This is a genomic window from Melghirimyces algeriensis (assembly GCF_900182565.1).
Taxonomy (GTDB): Bacteria; Bacillota; Bacilli; order Thermoactinomycetales; family DSM-45169; genus Melghirimyces; species Melghirimyces algeriensis.
In genome coordinates this window covers 139,728-162,229 of sequence record NZ_FXTI01000004.1, presented here as the reverse complement: position 1 = coordinate 162,229, position 22,502 = coordinate 139,728, and the positions used below count along the sequence as shown (strand labels likewise).

The 22,502-nt window shown below is 44.5% G+C and carries 20 protein-coding genes; 4 read left to right on the top strand and 16 right to left on the bottom strand.

Features of this window, described 5'->3' with window-relative positions; genetic code table 11:
- Positions 1-15: 15 nt before the first annotated feature.
- The gene (locus FN782_RS07895; protein ID WP_425462695.1) at positions 16-2,088 is read right to left on the bottom strand and encodes a transglycosylase domain-containing protein; all 2,073 of its coding nucleotides are present in this window, start codon (positions 2,086-2,088) and stop codon (positions 16-18) included.
- Between the two features lie 212 nt (positions 2,089-2,300).
- Between FN782_RS07895 and FN782_RS07890 the strand changes: the two genes are divergently transcribed.
- Positions 2,301-2,480: a hypothetical protein gene (locus tag FN782_RS07890; RefSeq protein WP_142505237.1), complete on the top strand. Its 180-nt coding sequence runs from the start codon at positions 2,301-2,303 to the stop codon at positions 2,478-2,480.
- A 93-nt stretch (positions 2,481-2,573) separates the two neighbouring features.
- On the opposite strand, the gene FN782_RS07885 is transcribed toward FN782_RS07890, so the two are convergent.
- The 8 genes from FN782_RS07885 to asd form a co-directional block, all read right to left on the bottom strand.
- On the bottom strand, positions 2,574-5,429 hold the full coding sequence (locus FN782_RS07885; protein ID WP_142505236.1) for a hypothetical protein: 2,856 nt from the start codon (positions 5,427-5,429) through the stop codon (positions 2,574-2,576).
- Positions 5,426-6,529, bottom strand: a complete 1,104-nt coding sequence (locus FN782_RS07880) for a metallophosphoesterase family protein (RefSeq protein ID WP_185956140.1) — start codon at positions 6,527-6,529, stop codon at positions 5,426-5,428. The genes FN782_RS07885 and FN782_RS07880 overlap by 4 nt, the downstream gene beginning before the upstream one ends.
- Before the next feature lie 288 nt (positions 6,530-6,817).
- On the bottom strand, positions 6,818-7,186 hold the full coding sequence (locus FN782_RS07875) for a hypothetical protein (RefSeq protein WP_185956139.1): 369 nt from the start codon (positions 7,184-7,186) through the stop codon (positions 6,818-6,820).
- Between the two features lie 110 nt (positions 7,187-7,296).
- Positions 7,297-7,773, bottom strand: a complete 477-nt coding sequence (greA, locus tag FN782_RS07870; RefSeq protein ID WP_142505233.1) for a transcription elongation factor GreA — start codon at positions 7,771-7,773, stop codon at positions 7,297-7,299.
- A gap of 277 nt (positions 7,774-8,050) precedes the next feature.
- Positions 8,051-9,019, bottom strand: coding sequence for a 2-hydroxyacid dehydrogenase (locus FN782_RS07865; RefSeq protein WP_142505232.1), 969 nt, complete (start codon positions 9,017-9,019; stop codon positions 8,051-8,053).
- Between the two features lie 35 nt (positions 9,020-9,054).
- Positions 9,055-10,269: an MFS transporter gene (locus FN782_RS07860; protein WP_142505231.1), complete on the bottom strand. Its 1,215-nt coding sequence runs from the start codon at positions 10,267-10,269 to the stop codon at positions 9,055-9,057.
- 89 nt (positions 10,270-10,358) lie between these two features.
- Positions 10,359-10,955, bottom strand: coding sequence for a rhomboid family intramembrane serine protease (locus FN782_RS07855; protein ID WP_142505230.1), 597 nt, complete (start codon positions 10,953-10,955; stop codon positions 10,359-10,361).
- 25 nt (positions 10,956-10,980) lie between these two features.
- The gene (gene asd / locus FN782_RS07850) at positions 10,981-11,826 is read right to left on the bottom strand and encodes an archaetidylserine decarboxylase (RefSeq protein ID WP_142505229.1); all 846 of its coding nucleotides are present in this window, start codon (positions 11,824-11,826) and stop codon (positions 10,981-10,983) included.
- Positions 11,827-11,905: 79 nt separating this feature from the next.
- Between asd and FN782_RS07845 the strand changes: the two genes are divergently transcribed.
- Positions 11,906-12,100, top strand: coding sequence for a gamma-type small acid-soluble spore protein (locus FN782_RS07845; protein WP_142505228.1), 195 nt, complete (start codon positions 11,906-11,908; stop codon positions 12,098-12,100).
- A 91-nt stretch (positions 12,101-12,191) separates the two neighbouring features.
- Here the strand turns inward: FN782_RS07845 and FN782_RS07840 are convergent, their stop codons facing one another.
- Positions 12,192-14,171 carry a peptidoglycan D,D-transpeptidase FtsI family protein gene (locus FN782_RS07840; RefSeq protein ID WP_142505227.1) on the bottom strand — a complete coding sequence of 660 codons (1,980 nt, stop codon included), beginning with the start codon at positions 14,169-14,171 and terminating at the stop codon, positions 12,192-12,194.
- 264 nt (positions 14,172-14,435) lie between these two features.
- On the opposite strand from FN782_RS07840, the gene FN782_RS07835 reads away from it, so the two are divergent.
- Positions 14,436-15,728 (top strand): S8 family peptidase, encoded by a 1,293-nt coding sequence (locus FN782_RS07835; RefSeq protein WP_142505226.1) that lies wholly within the window; start codon positions 14,436-14,438, stop codon positions 15,726-15,728.
- Here the strand turns inward: FN782_RS07835 and FN782_RS07830 are convergent.
- A complete protein-coding gene (locus FN782_RS07830) occupies positions 15,718-16,653 on the bottom strand; it encodes a S8 family peptidase (protein WP_185956138.1) in 936 nt (311 codons plus the stop codon). The genes FN782_RS07835 and FN782_RS07830 overlap by 11 nt on opposite strands.
- A gap of 288 nt (positions 16,654-16,941) precedes the next feature.
- Between FN782_RS07830 and FN782_RS07825 the strand changes: the two genes are divergently transcribed.
- Complete coding sequence (locus FN782_RS07825) at positions 16,942-17,388, top strand: hypothetical protein (protein WP_142505224.1); 447 nt, start codon at positions 16,942-16,944, stop codon at positions 17,386-17,388.
- A gap of 50 nt (positions 17,389-17,438) precedes the next feature.
- Here the strand turns inward: FN782_RS07825 and FN782_RS07820 are convergent, their stop codons facing one another.
- The 5 genes from FN782_RS07820 to FN782_RS07800 form a co-directional block, all read right to left on the bottom strand.
- Entirely contained in the window at positions 17,439-17,768 is a 330-nt protein-coding gene (locus FN782_RS07820) for a hypothetical protein (protein WP_142505223.1), read from the bottom strand.
- Positions 17,769-17,939: 171 nt separating this feature from the next.
- Complete coding sequence (locus tag FN782_RS07815; protein WP_142505222.1) at positions 17,940-18,581, bottom strand: cyclase family protein; 642 nt, start codon at positions 18,579-18,581, stop codon at positions 17,940-17,942.
- A 26-nt stretch (positions 18,582-18,607) separates the two neighbouring features.
- Positions 18,608-20,116: a glucose-6-phosphate dehydrogenase gene (gene zwf, locus FN782_RS07810; protein ID WP_425462694.1), complete on the bottom strand. Its 1,509-nt coding sequence runs from the start codon at positions 20,114-20,116 to the stop codon at positions 18,608-18,610.
- A gap of 183 nt (positions 20,117-20,299) precedes the next feature.
- Positions 20,300-20,833, bottom strand: a complete 534-nt coding sequence (locus FN782_RS07805) for a hypothetical protein (RefSeq protein ID WP_221930166.1) — start codon at positions 20,831-20,833, stop codon at positions 20,300-20,302.
- Positions 20,834-20,894: 61 nt separating this feature from the next.
- On the bottom strand, positions 20,895-22,469 hold the full coding sequence (locus FN782_RS07800) for an acetate--CoA ligase (RefSeq protein WP_142505220.1): 1,575 nt from the start codon (positions 22,467-22,469) through the stop codon (positions 20,895-20,897).
- Positions 22,470-22,502 lie beyond the last annotated feature (33 nt).

The following is a 22,502-nucleotide window of genomic DNA, read 5'->3' as shown; positions in this document are numbered from 1 at the left end:
GATCGATCAGAAACACTACCACTTTATCCATTGATCCAGTTCCTTTTTCCATTCGTCCTTCTTTTTCTCCCACTCTTTTTTCAATTTTTCCCTCAAACTTTCATCTTTTCCTTTTTTTCTGCTTCGCGCTTCATCATCTTCTTTTTCAATCTTAGGTGGCTTCTTCCACTTTACTTCGGAAAGATCAAAATGCTTGACTGGTTTCCCCTGAAGTGCTCCAGCCATGATTTCACGAAATACAGAAGCAGCAGTCGACCCACTGGAACCGGACAGATAATGTTTAGAATCCGTCTGATCATAACCGATCCATACCGCTCCCACTAAATCGGGAGTATAACCGACAAACCAGTGATCCTTTGCTCCTTTTCCTTGACTGCCAGGAAGCTGGGTTGTACCCGTTTTCCCGGCAGTGGACCGTCCAGGAATCCGGGCATTTTTTCCCGTTCCTTCCCGCACCACTCCCCGTAGCATATAGGTGATTTGCTGGGCAACTTTGGGTGTGGTGACACGCACCGACTTTTTATACCATTTCCCCAACAGTTTTCCATCCGCTGTTTCCACACGACGGATGGTATGGGCATCCACCATCACTCCGTTATTGGCAAAAGCGGCATAAGCTTGAGCCATATGCAAGGGGGATACCCCTTCATTCAAGCCGCCAAGAGCGAGTGCAAGCTGTTGATCTTCCTTTGTCAAAGGAATTCCAAGAGATTTTGTAAAGTGAATCCCTTTTTCCACGCCGATTTGATTCAGCAACCATACCGCAGGAATATTGAGTGAATCGACGACCGCTTCGTACATCGTCACCTCACCACGATACTGTTTATCGTAGTTTTCAGGTGCATAGTCACCAAATTCCATCCTGCGATCTGCAAGTCGGGCATCGATCCCATACCCTTCAGCCAAAGCAGGAGCATAGACAGAGATCGGTTTGATTGTGGAGCCAGGCTGTCGTTTCAGCTGTACGGCCCGGTTAAAACCACGAAAAACATGCTCCCCTCGCCCTCCAACCAACGCCTGAATGCCTCCGGTTTTTGGGTCTACCAGTACACTTCCGCTTTGAACCATATGATCCTGGGTGCCTTCAGGAAACAGTTCATTTTGACTGTACACCTTTTCAGCCACTTTTTGCATTTGGGGATTCAACTCTGTATAAATGCGCAATCCCCCGTTTAAAACCTCTTTCTCTGTCAGATCATACCGCTCAATCGCTTCAAGGATCATTGCATCCACATAGGAAGGATATCGACCTTTATAGTCATCTGATTCCTGTCCTTCAAGAACGATGTCCTGTTTCTTGGCTTTGGCTACGTTCTTTTCATCAATAAACGTTTCTGCTTCCATACGATCCAAAACCACATCCCGACGGACCATCGCCTGATTAAAATTTTTAAACGGAGATAAGGTGGAAGGAGCTTTAATGATTCCTGCAAGCAAAGCTGACTCACCAACAGTCAGCTCCTTGGGTTCTTTTCCAAAGTAGGTTTGAGCCGCTTTTTTCAATCCCCAAGCACCTTCACCAAAATATATCGTATTCAGATACAGCTCCATAATTTCATCTTTGGAATAAGTCCGTTCAATCTTTTTGGCCAAAAGAACTTCTTTGAGCTTCCGTTTATAGGTTCGATCATGGGTAAGAAAAATATTTTTAGCGAGCTGTTGGGTGATCGTGCTACCACCTTGCACCGTAGAACCGGCCCGAAGGTTGGTATATGCTGCACGAAAAGTCCCCTTATAATCCACCCCGGAATGGCTGTAAAAACGACGATCCTCAATCGCCACTACAGCTTGGATCATATGCTCTGGAATCTCTTTTATATCGACCCCTTCTGATTTGGAAACAGAGATTTTACTGGCAATTTTCCCATTCCTGTCCAGAATCACCGTTGGTTGGGGAGTTGCTTTTTCTAGGGCACTGATATCTTGAGTCCAGATGAGGAGATTAAAAGTGAGAGTAGAAAGGAGGATCAATGACCCAAGAATCCAGACTGTTTTCCGGACCCATCGTTTGTTCCACCAACCCAAAATTTTTTGTTTCACCCTATCTTGGATCGGTTTCAGTTTCATTAGAAACTCTCTCAAAATCACCCCCCCTTCCATGATAATTTTAACTTAGAACGGGAGCCAAGTAACGAAGAAATCATTTCATTCATTTGCTGTTTCCATACAATAGCTAAATTGTATCAAAAAGACCTTTAACTTGCGAGAGAAACCCTCTTGCCTTTGTACATGATTTTCGTTTTTATAGGAAATCCTATGAATAATCGTTCGCTGAAGTACTCTAAAAAGGAGAATGGTTGATGAAACCTCAAAACCAGCGTTTGCCGTCCACTTCGGTTGAAAATGAAGACATGCGTCAACAAAAATCCATTCAAAAATCCGTTCATGGAGAACGCAAAATATCCACTCCCCATCGAGAACACAATCCTTTTATCGGTCCTTCTCCAGACCGAGAGCTGGATACGCGGGATGAAGGATGAAACAATCGGATAACCCATATAATCAAATAACCGGCAAAAATCACAAAGGATTTGCCGGTTATTTCCAAAAATATAGAAAGAAAAATCCTGTTATCAATTGTAATATGTAAAATCGATCTCCTCCTCTTCCAGGATCGGACGTTCTCTGGTTTGATCGGTACACAAGATAAGTTGGTGATCCAAAGCAAAATTGTTCAGTATATGAAAAGATTCCCGTAACTGATGATCATCAAAATGTACAAAACTGTTGTGTAAAATCACTGGCAACGGGTCTTTTCCTTGTGTTGTATAAAAATTGTTTAAAGCAAGTTTGATCGCCAAATAGAACTGATCCAGCGTCCCACGGCTTAAACGTTCAATCGGCTGTCGCTTGCCCATATCCTGAACAAACACACTGACTTCAATCCCTTTGGCAGGGTCGACCAGAAAATGGGTGTATCGTCCATTGGTTACTTGCTCTACCCAACGGATGATATAAGGAGCCAATTGCGGAGAAAGCTCCTCCCGCAGTTCGTTTGCGGTTTCACTCCATACCGCCTTAGCTGTTTCCAGCGCCCGATGCTCCAACTCCAAACACTTTTTTTCCTCCCGTATCTGAAACAACAACGTTTCCTGAACTGCCAAAGAAGAAAAATTCTCTCTCAACGTGCGTAATTGTTCCTTCAAACGCATGAAGGCAGTCTTTGTTTCTTGATGTTTAGAGTCGAGACCATCTAATTCCTCTTTCGCTGATGTCAACATCGTGGAAATCCGTTCAGGGGATTCTCGCTCTTCAGATGCCTTCTGATCCAATCGATATTGAAGTTTTTTCAGCACGCTCTCCCAACGGTTTCTTTTTTCTTTTTCCCATTCATTCTCACTTTGCAACCGAAGAATCCTCAGTTGATCGTCCAATCGTTGGACTTCCTCATTTGCGAGTATCCATTCCGACCACTGTGAAAGATGATCGGTACCCAAACGTTCCTTCCAATAAATCAGCCTTTGTTTCCGATTCTCCATTTCAGGAATCACACGTGCCAATTCCTTTTCAAGAGAAGCCGCTTCCAATTTCATCCGTTGCAGCTTTTCTTGCACGTTCCGGGCTTCATCTCTGATTCTCTGCAATTCCTTCAACCATGTTTCTGGATGGAAGGGTCCCAAACGTTCACAAAAGTCCTTCGCCCAGCTTTCCACTTCTTCTCGAATTCTTTTTAAATGTTCCCGGTTTTCCCGATCCGCCTTCCGAGCTTCTTCCCTTTCACGCAGTTTTTGTCGATACCGATCCATGGCTTTTGCTAAATCTTCTCCGGACTTGACATTCCATCGGTTTAGCAGTACTTCCCGTTCATGCATCCCGGCAGCCATTGATTCCTTGATTTCCTTCCGTTCCCTCTCTGTTTCAGAAAGATGATCTCGCAATGTATGAAGATCCGGCAATGACCCCTCATGATTCTCTATGTGTCTCCGCTCCTGTCGAATATGCGCAAGATCATTTTCCAAACGTTGATATCTCTCATGCCATTCTTGATGAACCTGGGCGTCCACTTGGGACAAGTGTCTGTAGCGGTAAAAAGAGATCCCAGCGAAAACCAACCCTGGAAGTCCAAGAAACGGCAAAGGGATGATAACGAAAAGAGAAAGGATAAAACTGATCCATGTAATCCACAGCCAACGGGAACTGGAACGAGCAGGGGGAGACTCCTCCGCAACCATACGCGTCAAAAAGTCTTCCCGCTCCAACACTTCCAGTTGATGACGGTATTTCTTCACCCTTCTGTCCAGGTCCTCCCTGATTTCCCGCCATTTTTTATCCTGTTGACGAAGTTCATGAAGACGATGATAGTCTTTCTCTATCTGCATTCCCCTGACACGGTCCTCCATCGTGTTATAAGAGGCGAGGGGCATCAACCGCTCTTCCAAGCGTCTATATTCTTCCAACCTGGAGCAATACGTATCCAACAGCGATTCATCCACACCAAGAAACGCAGACTGATCTTCTTCCCATTTCTCAATCTTTTTGGAAAGGGAATCCAATCTCTCTTTCATCGCATCCACCTGTTCTTTCGGCTCGTTCTTTTTATCCATCATTTCCCGCAATTCATCTATCTCTTCACGGGTCAGCCGATGTGGTGGCATCGCTTCCACTTTCCGCCTCTCCAATTGGGCAATTTGCTCCTCTATTTCTTTCCATTTCCCTAATTTATTCTTAACATCATCCACTTTCTTTTGAAGAAAGGCAACTTTTTCCGCTTTTCTCAACCGTTCCTGTAAGCGCTCTATACGATGAGTCAATCGACATCGTTGCCTTTGAAGAGAATCCATATCATTTTTCATTTGATTGAGCCGGACATAATCCTCTCGAAGCCGTTGGTAGCGCTCCCGCAAATGGGATACTTCCTCTTTTTGTTTCTCATATTGAGACCGCAAGGATGAGTCAAAATCGCTCGTCCGTTGCATACGGTTCCCCAAATGTTTCAATACAGAATCAAGATTCGTCTCTTCTCCCCGATTGGCCAACTGCCGTATTTTTTCCACTATCTCGTCATTATTTAACCTTGGATTGGAATGGACATGGGACATGGTAATCAAGTGATTGGGGGAGTATCCTGTCAATTTTTTCAAAAGACAGGGTTCCTTCCCGTCCAAAAGAAATTCGTCCGTCAGATCCTTTTCAGACTCAAGGTCCAACAGCTTTGGTTGTTCCCCATTTGAATGATGAGACTGGACCAGGCGGTATGACCGATTCTCAAGGGTAAAATCCAGTTCACCTCCAACAAATCCTGTTTGGCTGTAAATCCCTTTCTTCTGAAGTGGATTTTTTACCCCATATAAAAGAGCACTCAATCCCTGAAAGAATATCCTTCGATCTGTTTCATCCGATAATTCCAAAAGATTGATTCCGTGGCTGAATCGAAACTCACGACTTTTCTCATGATCAGCCCCCCTAACATAGAGGCGATCCAATTTCACAGATACTTCACCTCCTTCAATAACGCATCCAATCCTTGTTCGAGAGCACGATAAAGCACCATGCGTTCCTCAGGGGCAGCTTCTTTGATTTTCTTCTCCATTTTTCGAATATAAGCTCCCAGCAGCCCCCCATGACTTCTCAATTGATCCAAGTTATAACCCATAGTCGTTTGATCCTGGACTTCCACATGAAAAAAGGACCGTTCTTTTAACTTCTGTGAAACCTGGTCGGGATGAAGGATCAGACCAGGGTCCCGTCGGCCAGTAATTTTCAAACACCAACAGACTTCCCGATCTTTTCTCTCCGGAATGCTCTGGACGATTTTCTCTAACACTTCGTCGATCGATTTACAAGCTGTAACATCCACCTCAATCCTTTCAAGGCGACGCGTCTGAATGGGAAGGTGCTCTATGGTCAGACCATCGGAATCAAACTGGCCCCAAGTCACTGTCCGTTCCCCGGTTTCCTTCCAACTGATCCCTTCAGGAGATCCTGGATGGCAAACAACCGTGTTTCGGGTGTTGTCCAACTGATACACATTTCGTTGATGGTTTTGACCTAAAGCAACATAATCCAACTCCAAAGGTACAAGATCCGCTTCATTAACATCCCCGTAAGTGATCATCATTCTCCGTTCTTCTTCGGCAGGACCAGTAACCCATGCGGGAAGCGCAACATTCGACACGTTTTCTCCCTTTCCTTTTCCTATGATACGAAGAGAGTATTCCTCAAAGACGAGCTCTTCCCACTTATCTGTAAAAATATGAACATGCTCTGGCCAATCCAATGTTCGATAAAAAGAATCCTTAATCCAAGGATCACTTTTACCAGGGGAAATGAATACACGGGTCGCAGGAAGTTGATGAAATTGGTCCATAATCCATTTCACTGTGGACCAGGCAATCGTTTGATGTTCCAAAAAATCTCCGCTGATCAATAAGAAATGAACTTGACGATCCTTTGCCAAACGGATAATTCTTTCAAACGTTTGTCGGTATTCACGCTGACGAAGCAACAATTCCTCTGTGCTTCCCTTCCATCCTCTAATCGGAAGGTCAAGATGAAGATCAGATGTGTGTATAAAGGTAAAAGCTTTCACCGGGATGACTCACCTCATCCAACTGATATGTTTAACTTCACTGGTGAAATTGGTCAATCGCGTTTTCTCTTAAATTGAAAAGGGCGGCCTCGTGGAACAGGCCGTCTTTTCCAACAAACATATTGTATCACCAGAAAAGAAACCGTGAAGGAGGTTCATGACAAAGTGGCGAAGGGGTGATATCCGTTTCCGCATCTCTGTCCTGTCGCCGGAAATGTGCTCCTCCGGAAATTCCCCTCTTATTCTCTTTGTCAGCAGTCTCCATGAAGTCTCTTTTCTTTCAACACTCTACATTTTAATACAAACCGATTCCAATGGTAATGAGGTTAGGCTATTCTGTAGGATATCCCGATCCACTGAGACACCTAGAAGAACATTTTCTCCCTGTTGAATATATTGCATAAAAATCAACCACATCTCATCCTTCCAAACCTCCTCTTCGCAAATCACCCCTGATTCAGAAAAAATTTTCACTTGAAGTTCCCCTTCAGGGGAAGGAGTAATTTTTAGACCCAGGTCATGGAACTGGTTCAGTCGATCAATGGCACTTTCCGCTTCATCTAGGCTGTCAAAATCGATGGCCACAAATGGATGAGGTTGTTGTTCCTCTTTTTCATATCCTCCAATAAAAATATCGGCAGCGGGAAAATGTATCATCAAACCATCCCTTCTATACCTGTTCATGTCCAGAATACCATACAGCCAAAAAAAGGAACATCCAGTATAACAAAAGAAAAAACCGTCACAGATTTGTGACGGCACTCGCTTCAATTGATGGATACAATTTTAAATTCAATGGTTCCAGAAGGAGCAGGAACTTTAATAATCTCTCCCTCTTTTTTCCCAATCAGTTCAGCTCCAATCGGAGACTCATTAGAAATTTTTCCGGACAATGGATCTGATTCAGCACTCCCCACAATGGTATAAGTCTCCTCTTCACCATCAGGGATTTCTTGGATGGTTACTTTGGCTCCAACACTGACAAAGTTTTTATTCTGACTGTCCTGATCAATGATTTTGGCATTTCGAATCATGTTTTCCAGTGTCACAATCCTGGACTCTACAAATGCCTGTTCTTCTTTTGCTGCATCATACTCCGCGTTTTCACTCAAATCCCCCTGAGCGATCGCCTCTTTTAATCGATTCGCTACTTCTTGGCGGCGTTTTGTTTTAAATGTGTCCAATTCTTCCTTGATTTTTTGCAAGCCCTCTTCCGTAAGAAGAACTTCTTTTTTTTGTGTCATACCGATTCCTCCTTGAGAAGACACAATGTCACCATTTTCTTTTTGCAATCCCTTTCACAACAACATTTAGAAATGACACCTTGCATTGTATGCTTAATTTATAATCCTTAGCCAAACAATCCTTTCAAATCCAAAAAAGATGACTGAGAGATATATTATCACAAATCCTTCCACCGTAAAAGTGAAGACGGAGCCAACCCGTTTTTTATGTACATGATTCAAGGATTCCCATTTGTTTTCGTTACGGCTTCAGAAAAAACCTTCTTCTTATTCACTTTCAATTGACCCGGTTTGATTGACCCATATCATCAAACAGTTCAGCCAATACATTTTTGGCAGCCCGCCATGCCATAAGCTCCCGGGTTTCGCGGGTGGCGCTGCCCAGGTGAGGAGCCAAGACGACATTTTCCAATTTTTCCAACCCCGGAGTCAACTGGGGTTCCATTTCATATACATCAAGCCCTGCACCTGCGATCTTCCCTTCCCTAAGCGCTGTCAGCAGAGCCTTCTCATCGATCAGCCCTCCACGGGATGTATTGATCAAATAAGCTGTCGCTTTCATCCGAGAAAGTTCGTCCGCCCCGATCAGGTGGTGTGTTTCTTTTGTATATGGAGCATGTAACGATACAAAATCGGCGTGTTGCAGAAGATCTGTAAAGGAAAGGTAGCGAACACCCAAGCGCTGTTCCTCTGCTGGACTCAATCGAGTCCGGGAAAAGTAGACAATTTCCATATCAAATCCCAAAGCCCGTTTAACCATTGCACGACCAATCCGACCAAAACCCACAATGCCCAATACAGATCCGGTCACTTCTTTTCCCAAGTGAAACATCGGGGCCCATTCTTTCCATTTCCCTTTCCGATTTAACCGATCGCCTTCCGTTACACGGCGAGCGACATCCATTAAAAGAGCCCAAGCGAGGTCTGCTGTCGCATCCGTCAATACATCCGGGGTATTCGTGACGGAAATACCGCGCCGGGTTGCTTCCGTTATATCTATATTGTCATATCCCACTGCATAATTGCTGATCACTTTTAAATCCGGTGCGGCATCCATCACTTCCTTGTCCATCTGATCAGTCAACATGGACAAGACCCCATCTTTTCCCTCTATCAGTTTCAGCAGCTCTTTCCGGGTCAGCATCCGATCTTCAGCCCCAACGGTAACTTCACAATACTCTCGCAAAAGACTTAACCCCTTGAAAGGAATCTTTCGGCTGACAAGTACTTTTGGACGATTCCTCATCATCGATTCCTCCTTTTAAGCACAAACCCATTCTCTTACTCTTTTTCCAACAGCGGCACCCGACGGATTGCAAGCCAGGCAAAAAGCTGGATAAATCCTACGGGCAACAACAACCATCTCAGCTGAGTCAGGTTGGGAGCTTTCTCAATCCACCACAGGAACGTACTGACGCTTATGACACGCCCCACATTAAGTGCCAACTCCCTGGCAACCACATATTCTACCCGTAGACGGGCAGTTTCTTGGGTTTCACCAATAACATCGAATACGGCCGATGTCAACGGAACCATATAAACAGGATAAAAGAGCGCCGCCCCTACGCCAAGGGCCACCAAAGTCCAAGTGTTTACGTCCCAGATCAGTGGTATGACAACGATTCCCAACATCGCTGCACCCAGAAAGATACTCTCATCTCTCCAGCTTATTCGCATCAACCGACCCACTGCAAAATAGGAAAATAGGGCGACAAGAGAAGACGCCGTAAGATATCCACCCAAAGCCAATTCATTTCCCGTCGCCACAAAGATCAACAGGCTGATCAAAAAAGCGAATAATCCTTCACGTGTCCCTTGAGCAATCATTGCCAAATTCACCCAAAACCAATGGTTGCTGCGATCCAATGCCAACCGGATGATTCTTCCCAACTCATAATCCCCATGAGCACTTCGTCGCTTCAACATAAAACTGACAACGACAGCTAACAGGAATACCCCTAAGGAAGAGGCAAAAATGATCCGATAACCGGTAAAATGATCCACTTTTGTAATGATCCAGCCTGAGATCACCGGAGCTAAAATACCTGCGGCGGAAGTCAAAAATCCGTTAATGCCGTTATAAATATCCCGATTGTACTTTTCCGTGATTTCAAAGTACAGAACATTGTACGAAAGCCAGTAGAACCCGGAACCCACACCTAAAAATATCCCCAAAAAAAGGACCTGCTCTACCGCCTTGGGTCCAAGAAGCAGTACAGACAAATAAAAAAAAGCCTGTAATGCCACCCCTACCCGGATTGCGATCACACGGTCTACCTTTTTCGCCAAACGACCGGCAAGTACAAACGTAACAGCCATCGCCAGATAGCTGGCCAGGTTAAATCGACCGATGACGGAAAAATCCTGTTTCAGCTTCCACAGATACACATTGACAAACGTATTGGACATTGCGGTGGATACCGCAAACAAACCACTAATCACCAAAAGAAGCCATGCCGGGCGATCCAAACGATTTGTTTCTCCAAATAAATTCATATGGCCTCACCAAGCATAGCTTAACCAAACTTCGTTCGATTTACTGAAGAAGTGAAAAGGTAAAAACTTCAGTGGATATTCCTATTTCCTCAAATGCCTTTTCTCCTGCGAAGCAACGGACCTGCCAATAAAAATCCAGATACCAAACCGCCAAGGTGAGCGATCAGATTAATGGACGGAACAAAAAAGCTGAGAAGGAGGTTGATTCCAATCAACGCTAAAAATCCTTTCCCTGTATTCGGGTCCATCGCTCCCCTTCTGAATAAAACCAAGTAGGCATAGACCCCGAATAACCCGTAAATCGACCCGGATGCTCCTGCACTGATTCCAGGAACACTTAAATAAATGGTTGCCAAGTTCCCTACAATCCCTGTCAACAGATATAAAAAGATAAACCGCCCACGACCAAATAACCACTCCAGTTGAGGACCCAAAATATAAAGGGAAAAGCTGTTAAAGAAAAAATGAGTCAGTCCGATATGCAAAAAGATCGGAACGATTAATCGCCACCACTCACCTTGAAGTGGATATACCAAAGCCCCAAAGCGGTAAAGCACTTCAACATTTGTCGATCCTCCACTGAATGTCATTAACAGAAACAAAAGGGCCTGTATAATAAGAATTCCTGTTACCACCGGAAAATAAGATTTAAAACGTCGAAAAGGCAATTGTGTGTGCTGAAACAACCGGAATACCTCCTTTGCTCCACCCTTACTGGAGAATCCGTGCAATGGGTTCACCCATACGGACCTGGGTTTCGGGAACAAGTGTGTCGATCCATTCGATTTTCCCAGGTTCAAAGAGCAGGATGACTGTGGAACCAAATTCAAAGCGCCCCAATTCTTCCCCTTTTTCCATTTCATCTAAATCTACATACGTGCGATTTTCAATCACTTTTTTCCCTCGGCGATTCGTATATATCTCTTTATCATAAACCACCCGGATACTTCCCACATTCGTAGCTCCCACTTTTACCAATGCCATTTCATCAACCGGTCCATTCAAATAAGTGATTAACCGTTCATTTCGGGCAAACAACCCCGGAATGCGACGAACACCAAAGGGGTTAACCGGAAAAAGACTTCCCGGTATATATGTTAATCCTTTTACCTTCCCGCGAATCGGCAGATGGATTCGGTGATAGTCTCTTGGACTTAGGTAAATCGTAACAAACTGACCTCCTGAAAACTTCTCAACTTTTTCTTGGTTTCCCCCAAGAAGCGCCTCAAGAGTATACGTGACCCCTTTGGCCTGAAGAAGTGTCCCGTTTTCAATGGTCCCTGACTGGGAAACGGTTCCATCCACAGGGCTTACAACACATGTGGAATCCAAATCGACCGGCCTTGAACCTTCTTTCAGACCTCGAACAAAAAAGTCAAGTAAGGTGGGATATTGAGAGATCGGTTTTTCCACTTGAGACAAATCAACGTCAAAGCGTCGGATAAAATAGGGGATCAACCGACGGCTAAACGGGGAACGAGCAAACCGCCCCATCCAGCGGGAAACCGTTTTTTTCGGCATAACATTCATCATCGCCATTAAGATTTGTTCCTTCATGATACCTCCCAAGGCAATAAATGTATCGAGTGAAACCCCTTATTCTGGACACAATACTAAACACGGAGGTGATAAAAAAATGGCTTATCAACCCAAAGGCGCTGCCAAAACCAATGCCCAAAAAGTGCGCCAGCAAAACCGCCAATCTGCTCAGGCTTCTCCGCAGCAACAACAGCAACAATTTCAAAATGAGTTTGCTACTGAGACGAACGCTCAAAAAGTTCGTCAACAGAACCAGCAATCTCAAGCGAAAAAGAATCAAAACCAACAATAATATGAATGACAGCGAATCCCATCCCGCGCATAGCGGGATGGGATTTTTTCCTTTCCATTCGAATCGCCTGATCGCGGGACAAAGATACAATTTATTTTTTCATATATTCCTGGTAATATAACTTAATCATCTTTTCAGCAATCGGCCCAGCAGCAATCCCTCCATATCCACCTTCCGGAACAACAACTGCAACTGCGATCTCCGGATCTTTCGCTGGAGCAAAAGCGATAAACACTGAATTTTCCACCCGACCCCGGCCGGGAATATCCTGCTCAGAAGTTCCTGTCTTGGCAGCCACTTGAAAAGGCAATGACCGGAACAAGCGGGAAGCTGTCCCCCCTGGCTGGGTCACTTTAACCATTCCTTCTTTTACCGTCTGAAAATGAATGGGGTCGATTTTTGCACGGTTTAAAACTTCCGGTTCAAAGGTTTTGATCACCTTTCCCTTATAATTCTTAACCGTTTCCACCAAAAGAGGCTTCATCCGTTTTCCATCATTGGCCAATGTAGCCGTATACTGAGCAAGCTGCATGGTTGTATAGCGTTGGGCCTGTCCAAAGGACCCCAATACCATCGCTCCCATAGGAGAGTAGTGATCAGCGATGGATAGATAATCCTCCGTTCCATCCTGTTCGCCTTTCAGAGGAACCTGTGTTGGGACTCCCAGGCCGAACTGATGAGTATAATCCTTGAATTTTTTCAAACTCTTTTTTCCTTCTTCTCGATACCATTTATTGGCATTCCAAGCGAAGAAGGTATTGGCTGATTTCTGAAGAGCCTTTTGAACATTGAGAAGACCGTAGTTATGATTCCCTGAATTTCGTACAGGGGGAGTGGCCGGGGCGTAATAGTATGTGCCTGGGTCCTGGAAAACGCTATGGGGACCTATTAAACCTTCATTCAATGCCATTAAAGACATCATTGGCTTAAAAGTAGATCCCAGCGGAAGGACGGAAAACGGATGCCGTTTATGTTCCTTTTCCGGATTTTGCGCATAACGGGCATCATAAGGGGCCTCCATAATCGTTCCATTGCGCATGGTATACGTCAATCGCTGATAGTCTTTGGATGAAACTTTTCCATTCCATATATTTGGATCATAATCGGGATAGCTCACCATACTGCGAATTTTTCCTGTTTTGACTTCCATTGCCACTGCGTAGGCATTCCGTGCATAGGGAGCCCGGTGGCGACCGGGAGCTTCGTTTCGCAACCAACGAAGTTGTTTTTCAATAAATGCTTCTGTCTCCAGCTGCATGGTTTCGTCCAGAGTAAGAACTAGGTCATTTCCAGGCAAAGGTTTCACTTCTTTGATCACTTCAATCGGTTTTCCAGTGGAATTAACGCGAACCACCTTGTACCCATTTTGACCCCGAAGCTGGTTTTGGAAACTGTATTCAATTCCGTCCACCCCAACGGACTCCCAGTCGAGATATCCACCGTTATCCGACTTTTCTCCTGCTTTTTTGTACCTTTCCAGGGATGTTTTGGCCCCCGCAAAGGGACGTACATATCCAATGGTTTGAACGGCAAAAGTATCTTTACGATACTCCCTGAGGGGTTCCAGAAAAACATTTACCCCTTTGTAATCGGATGGTTTTTCCGAAAGCTTTACCACTTCTTTTTTCGTTAATCGATCCTTGATTTTTTTGGGATAGTAGGGAGGTTGATTTCTGGGAACTGTATTTCCCTTGACATCCAGTCCCACGTCCATCTTCTCCAAAACGTCTTTTACTGGCATCTCCAACGTTTGAGCCAGATTTTTTGCGGTTTGCAGCTTTTCTTTTTTTCCCTCATCCGTTTCCAAATAAATGGCAGAAAAAAGGGATCGATTTCCCACGACAAGATTCCCGTTTGTATCGTATATACGCCCGCGGGGAGCGACCACGGGAATCTGCTTATAATTGTTTTGGTCTGCCATCTTTGAAAATTTTTCTCCTTCACCCAATTGAACCCAAGAAAGGCGAAGAAGCAAAGCCACAAACAATAAAAAAACGATCAGCCACAAGACGTGAAGGCGATGAACATTCATCTCCCTGTGTCCGACAGTTTTTGATTTGGGTCTGATCATTTATTCTTTTCCAGCCTCTCTGTCCATAACGATTGGCAATTTTAAGTTTAACATAACAACTCCATTTTGTGTCGCCAGGTTATTAACTGACTCATTCTAACTGCTCAGCAAAGAAAAAAGCGTGTGAAAATAGAGTCTGGGATTCCATATACCTCGCCTTGTCAATGATCACCTGTATTTAAAACTGGACAGGTGAGGTGACTCTCTTCTTCTATGAATCATACTTTACAAAAAAAGAACCTTCATAGATGGGAGATAATACCTATGTCTCAAACCCATTATCAGTGGATTCGTGAACATGGAAAAAGAATGGATTCTTCTTTGCGCACCTCATTGATTCAACGGTTACACATTCTCCGATATATTCCATGTTTGCTTCATCGATCTTCGTTGTCTTTCTTAAATCGAATGACTCAGGTTCCTGTCCTTGTCCAAGTGGATCAAAACTCTGTCAGTTCTCAATTTGAACATTCACTTCAGAACATGTATTCTCCAGTCGATTATTTTCGTTCTATTCATACATTTAAAATGAAACTGAACCTGACTCAACTGCACAAAATGATGAATCTATCTGAAGTAAAAAAAGTTTATCTGGATCGTAAAGTCTATGCACTGTTGGATACTGCTTCCTCCACAGTAAATGCCCCGATGGGTTGGTCACACGAAAACACTGGAGAAAAAGCTGGAATTGCAATTATAGATACTGGAGTTCACCCTCATCCCGATTTGATGAAGCCGAATTCACGAATTATTGCTTTCAAGGATTTTGTAAAAGGAAAAACAAAGCCTTACGATGATAATGGACACGGGACACACTGCGCTGGTTGTGCTGCAGGAAATGGCTATTCTTCAGAGGGAAAATACAAAGGGCCTGCCCCTGGGGCAAAAATCGTGGGAGTGAAAGTGCTTGGTAAAACCGGGTCCGGAAATCTCTCAGATGTTATTGCCGCCATGGAATGGTGTATTGCCAATCAGCAAACATACAATATCCGAGTGATCTCTTTATCGCTTGGAAGCCAAACCAATGATTCCTATCAAGACGACCCCGTAGCACAGATTGCGGAAAAAGCTTGGGATTCCGGTATGATCGTGGTTGCCGCTGCCGGAAATGATGGTCCGGAACCAAGGACCATTTCCAGTCCAGGCATCCATCCTCAGATTATCACTGTGGGAGCCATCGATGATAAAAAGACAACCAACAAAAATGATGATAGTATCGCTCCTTTTTCCAGCCGCGGACCCACCCCGGACGGGATAACAAAACCGGATATTGTAGCCCCCGGAAGCAATATTACTTCCCTGCGCGTTGCACGTTCCTATATTGATAAAATGTCCCCAGACAGCCGGATGAACCGCCACTACACTACGCTTTCCGGAACATCCATGGCAACCCCGATTGTAGCCGGCATGGCCGCTGTTCTACTGACACAACATCCGGACTGGAGTCCAAATGAGGTGAAGCAAGCCTTGATCCGTTCAGCAAAAAGTCTCCAACTTCCCTCCAACACACAAGGTGCAGGCATTGCCCAAATGCACTCCAACTGGTTTAAGGAATAAATCGACCCATATTGTATGCAAGGTATTGGATTGAGCGATAGGAACTCAATTTTCCGTAATCAGAACAGCCCTTGATTGGTGTTGTCGCTTGAATCATCAAATCCTTTACGTGATCTGGAGTCAGATCCGGTCGAAGGTATAGCAAAAGAGCCGCTGTTCCACTTACATGAGGAACGGCCATCGAAGTTCCACTCATGTCCCGAATCGTTGTATTCAACCAAGCGGAAGAAATTTTTTCTCCAGGAGCCGCTATATCCACTTCTTTCCCTGTGTTGCTGAAGGAAGCAATTGATCCGTCCTTGGTGGTGGCCGTCACCCCAATTGTTTCATTAAATCGTGCTGGATAATCGACATGATCAGATGTTCCTTGGTTACCAGCTGCGGCCACCATCACAATTCCTTTTCGATAAGCAGTTTGAATGGCTTGCCCCAAGCTATCACTCACTTTTGCCATTCCAAAGCTCATATTGACTACATCCATCTCATTTTCGATACACCAGTTGATGGCACTGAGGAGATCGGAAAGATTTGCACTTCCTTTCCGGTTGAATGCCTTAACTGCATAGAGATGTACCCGCGGAGCCACCCCGATGACATTCATAGCCTCCGCCCGTCCTGCAATCGTACCGGCTACGTGCGTTCCGTGTCCGTTGTAATCATGGGGGGTAAACATCGGAGACAAGATATTGACTCCACCACTGTAGTTTTTTTTAATGGCAGGATGTTCATTGTCAATCCCAGTATCAATCACTGCGATTTTAACTCCCCGACCCTTTGTATAAGGCCACACCTTATTGGCACCCACATCCCGGATGCCCCATGGAAGATGCTGGGTAGTCCCTTCAATAATCTCTCCTGCATATGGGTCCGTAATATTCACATGGGAGTCCATTTCCCAGTGAACCACATCAGGATGTCTTTCCAAACTGTAAACATCCTTCTTCTCTGGGAATTCCCCGACAATGATCCCTAAATGCGGAAGAACACGTACAGGTCTTCCCCCAGACCGTTGGATTTGTCGAATACACCGTTTTACATTGCTGAAATTTCTCAAATAAAAAATCTTGCGAATCCTGTTTGCCTTCCTGAATTTGGGGAATGATCTTTGAAACCAATCTGGATTCGGCATCTTCCGTTCAACTCCTTATCTCACTTTTAAGACCGGAATGGAATAATCTATGAGAGCAAATCGCATCTGAGGAGTGTGGTACATTTGAAACAATCCAGAATCTATAATCGAAGAAAACGTCAATTTCCTCGCCAAACACCTTTTACTTCTGAAGAAGCGTCCATAACCGGACGGATGGAAGAAATACGGAACCTTTCCCGCGAAATTTCCTCCGCCAGCGCAAAAATGGAACAATGGTTGGCCGCAATGACAAACTTGAGCCATGCTATGAAAAATGAAAAGGTATTTGAGGAATTTATCCAGTCCATTTCCAAAATGAATCCCAATTCTTCAGGAGAACAACCGTCTAAGTCACCTGATTCCAAGCGTCCGTCGATCAACAACCAAAAGGGCGATAAAGAGAATACATCGACTCCCAAACCGTTTTCAAAGGATGGAGACAGTTTATATGATCTGATCAATGCCCCCGGTATGATAAAAATCGTGGATCAAGTGTTAAAAAACAAAAAAGCGAAAAAGCGTCGTAAATAACTTACATGGTGGGCTCAGAGAGCCCACTCTGTTTTATCGATATCTCCAATCTATCTCTTCCCTTGGGAACCAATTTTCCGTTCAATGGTTTCCGCTTTATCTTTCGAGATCCATTTTTGATTGACTAAATGGTTGAGTGCTTGATCCGGGGTCCCTGCACCAATAACAATATCCATCAACTGTTTCAATTCCGTATTGCTTAATGGAATATTTGTTAAGTTACGAATATATTCAAAAAAGCCTTCCAACCCTTGTTGATGATATCCCTTTTTGGCTTCTTTCAACACTTGGTCCAGCAATTGACTATTGACGACATTTTGTCCCATCATCTGATTGATTAAGTCAGCAAAATCTTTCTTTGTCGGTCCTGAACTAGCCATGGAAAGACCCTCCTCTATTTCGTACCCTTACATCCTAGATGTATGTGACTCGCCCGGATTTGCACAGGACAATCACCCAACACAGTACAAAATGGGCGACATGAAAAAACCGCCCAAATGGGCGGTGAGGTTCATGACAAAATGAGTATAAAAAACGATCGGACTTGACGCTCATCCTGTTACGGATAGTCCTTTAAACAAAAGAACCCGTGCCGGTGCAGCTTCCGTGTCCTTCAGTTTAATCGGAGCCGCTACCATAAAATACTCTCCTTCTGGGACCTCCTTCAAGCGCAGTCCTTCCAAAATGAGCACACCAGCTTTGAACAAAATTTTATGGGTCGGATGGCCCGGCTGGCTCCGTTCCACACCCAGTGCATCAATCCCGACTCCCCGAACACCTAAAGATGCCAAATAGGAGGCACCATCTTCAGCCAGAAAGACAAACTCAAAATCAAACGATTCGCTGTCGGAATTTCGTGTTTTTAAAAGGACAAAATCCCCTTTTTCAATTCCTTTGCCCTCCAAATCTGAACGCGTAATACCGTTTTTCACTTCCGTCAAATCCAACACACGGCAGGTGCCTGTCAACTTTTCAATATTTAATGTCTCCATCGTTCCACCATCAGGCAGCATATGCAATGGTGAATCCACATGCGTTCCGGTGTGAACATCCAACTGAATTCGGGATTCCCTGGCAGGGCTTGTCTCAAAGTCCTGAACCACCTGAATCAGCGGTTTTTTTTCCGGTTTATTCTTGTAAACAGGCATTCCTTCATGAATCGACATGGATACATCATAGACCTGATAACCCATTGGTGACTTCCCCCTTCTGTTCCCATTCATTTGCTAGACCCATGCTGTTCACCCAAATCATGCCAATGAAACCCTTCCTTTTTCAGAAGCAGATCCGACTCTTTTGGACCGGTTGAACCCGCTTCATAATAGGAAAGAGTCGACTCATCCAGTCCGTCCCACACTTTTCGAATCGGGTCAATAAATTTCCAGGCAAGCGCCACTTCTTCCCAATGCGTAAAATAAGTTCTGTCCCCTTCCGTTGCATCATGAAGCAAGCTTTCATAGGCTTCTGGCAATCCCTCCTTACTATCATGACAAAAATCCATTCTTATGGGAACCACTTCACTCACTGTTCCCGGTTGTTTCGCATTGATCTGAAGTGAGAGACCTTCTTTTGGATTGATATTTATAATTAACAGATTCGGTTCCAATGCATTATTTTTATTGAAATAAAGATTATCCGGCACATTTTTAAATTGAACGACAACCACTGTTTCTTTCCGATACATCCGCTTTCCGGTTCGGATGTAAAAGGGAACACCGGACCAACGAAAATTGTCAATCAACAGTCTGCCTGACACAAACGTTTCATTGACGGAGTCATTTTGAACCCCCTCTTCTTCCCGATAGGACGGAAGCGGTTGACCACCGATGAACCCTTTCGTATACTGGCCTCTGATCATGTTTTGAAGCACATCTTCATTTTTCCATCGGCGAAGGGAGCGAAGCACCTTTACTTTTTCATCATGAATCGCTTCCGGTTTCAGTCGACTGGGAGGCTCCATCGCCACCAGTGTTACCATTTGGAGAATATGATTTTGCACCATATCCCGCAGAGCTCCAGCATGATCATAGTATTGGGCGCGATCTCCCACCCCCACCGTTTCACTGGCAGTAATTTGAATATTACTGATGTACCGGTTGTTCCACATGTTTTCAAAGAGCGTATTAGCAAAACGGATCATCTGGATGTTCTGAACCATTTCTTTTCCCAAGTAGTGATCAATTCGGTAAATCTCTTCTTCGGCAAAGGACGTTCGAATTTGATTGTTCAGTTCCTTTGCGGATTCATAATCATGACCAAAAGGCTTTTCGATGACCAAGCGATTCCATCCGTTTCCTTCTGTAAGACCCGCTATTTTCAGGTTTTTGGAAACCTGCCCAAACAGTTTGGGGGAAATCGCTAGATAAAAGAGGCGATTTACAGGGATATTCACCTCTTTTTCCCGGATTTCCAACCACTCCCTTAATCTTTGGTATCCATCCAAATCGTGAACATCCAGCGAAATATAATCAAACTTCATCGAAAATGAGTTCAGTTCTTCCGGGTCGTTTACGGACATGCGAAAATGCTCATTCACCGATTGGCGAACAATCTGCCGGTATTCTTCTTGCCCTTTCCGGGAACGTCCCAATCCAATAACCGAAAAATGTTCATGAATGAATCCGTTTCGATAAAGTCCATAAAGCGCAGGAAATAATTTCCTTTTCGCAAGATCTCCTGCTCCTCCAAAGAGAACCATGACAAACGGGTTCTTTTTTTTGTTTGACACCAAGATTCACTCCTGTTCCGTTTGCTTCCTTCTTTTCTCTTATTAACAGGTGGAGCCTTCTTTTATCCTCCCCCCAACCGGATCAGACAATCATTACAATCAGGAGCGGATGATACAGAAAAAAGCTGTTGACAGTCGGAGTCAACAGCCTGTCCATCTGATATAGTGAACTCTGACAGCTTGTCATTTTCCTTTGAGCGATTTCCTGAAATCTGAAGAGATCGAACAGCCTCCAGGGTGAAATTGAACATCCCGACCCAGTTCCCCAATCTGGTTCCAAAATTCAACCACACAATCCAATGGATAAGAGACAATCTCTTTGGGAGCAAAAAAGACGGTTTCTTCCTCACCGGTATCTTTTTCTCCCTTGGAAAAAGATACATAAAAAACCGGAAATCTTATCACCCCTTGATCCGGATCTTCAATATCAAAGTGTGTTTCATGACTGATCTCCAGACTGGAAAATGGGCGGACAATCCGATTCTCTCCTTCTTCTGAACAAGCTATCATTTCAACCCGGTCTGATTCTTCATCCAATGTTATTGTTTCCGTATTCCCGTATACATAAACAGCTTGATCACTCATATCCAAAAGACCTGTCATAACGGGAGTATTCCTAGATATGAAGTTTTGCATCAAGCGTTCCAGTTCGGGAGCTGTCATTTCCCGGATTGAAGCCTCAAAATTTATAATGTTTCCATGGGGGAAAATACGCATCTGCTTCGTCGGCTCCTTCTCAGCGATTCCCCCAGATTATACCCCATTGAACAGGTAGCATTCAAGGATTCCCTTTCTTCTGTTTCAACTCTTGCTGTCTCAACTCCACTCTGCGGATTTTTCCACTCATCGTTTTGGGGAGAGTCTGTACAAATTCCAGTTTCCGTGGATATTTGTATGGCGCTGTTTCATTTTTCACATGTTCCTGAAGTTCCTTTACCAAATCTTTTGAACCTGTTTTTCCATCTTTTAAAACGACAAACGCTTTCACAACCTCTCCCCGGATGGGATCGGGACTTGCCACAACTGCACACTCCTGTACAGAAGGATGTTTGACAAGAGCATCTTCCACTTCAAACGGACCGATTGTATAACCTGAGCTAATAATAATATCATCGGCCCTTCCTTCAAAAAAGAAATAACCGTCCTCATCGCGACGTGCTTGATCCCCCGTTATATACCATTCACCGCGAAACGTATTCGCCGTACGGGTTTCGTCCCGATAGTACCCCTTAAAGAGGGCCGGAGAGTCTCGGTGAACAGCTATATCCCCCACAACACCTTCCGGGACAGGATGACCTTCGGGATCAACCAGAATCACCCGGTTTCCAGGAGTAGGTTTTCCCATCGACCCCGGTTTTACTTTCATATCCTTCATTGTTCCAACCAGCAATGTGTTTTCGGTTTGACCATACCCGTCTCTGACCGTTACACCAAAATATTTGCGAAACGTATCAATCACTTCCCGGTTTAAGGGTTCCCCTGCACTGACAGCACTGCGAAGAGAATACAGTTTGTAATCCTCCAGATTCTCCACTTTTGCCATCAATCTGTATTCTGTAGGAGTACAACAAAGTACATTTACATGATACGTTTCCATGATTTCAAGATATCGCCGGGCATTAAACCGACCATGAAACACCAGTGATGTTGCACCACTTCCCAATGTGGAAATAAACGGACTCCACACCCATTTCGCCCACCCCGGCCCGGCGGTAGCCCAAACGGTATCTTCTGTTTGAATATCCATCCACTCACGTGCTGCTACTTTTTGGTGGGGAATGGCCCAACTGTGATGATGAATCACTCCTTTTGGACCTCCTGTTGTTCCCGATGTATAGGAAATAAAGGCAATATCATCGCTTCGGGTTTGAGGAAGAGCGATCTTTTCAGCCTTTTCACCAAGTCTAGAAAGAGATTCCCAGCGCTCCGTTTTTTGCCCATGAATCCATCCCCACTGTAAAGAAGAACAATCCAATACCGCTTTCTCAACCCGATCTTGTAAAGAACCGTCAAAAACCACCGCCTTGACTTCTGCATGCTGGATACGATAAGTAATGTCCCCTGGTTGAAGCATTTCAGATCCGGGTAAAACAATAAGCCCCGCTTTTAGAGCGGCCAAATAAACTATATAAGCTTCGGGAATGCGAGGGAGAAGGATCATGATCCGATCCCCTTTTCTCAACCCTTTTTGAAGAAATCCCTGAGCCATCCGATCTGAAGCGGTTTTCAACTCCCGGTAAGTTACTTCACGCTGCTCACCTTGGTCATTCTCCCAACGAACGGCTACTTTACGAGGATTGGTTGCATGCCGGTCCACATCTTGAGACATGTTATAATATTCAGGTATTTCCATATCCAATCACATCCTCTCAATTAGGAAATATGA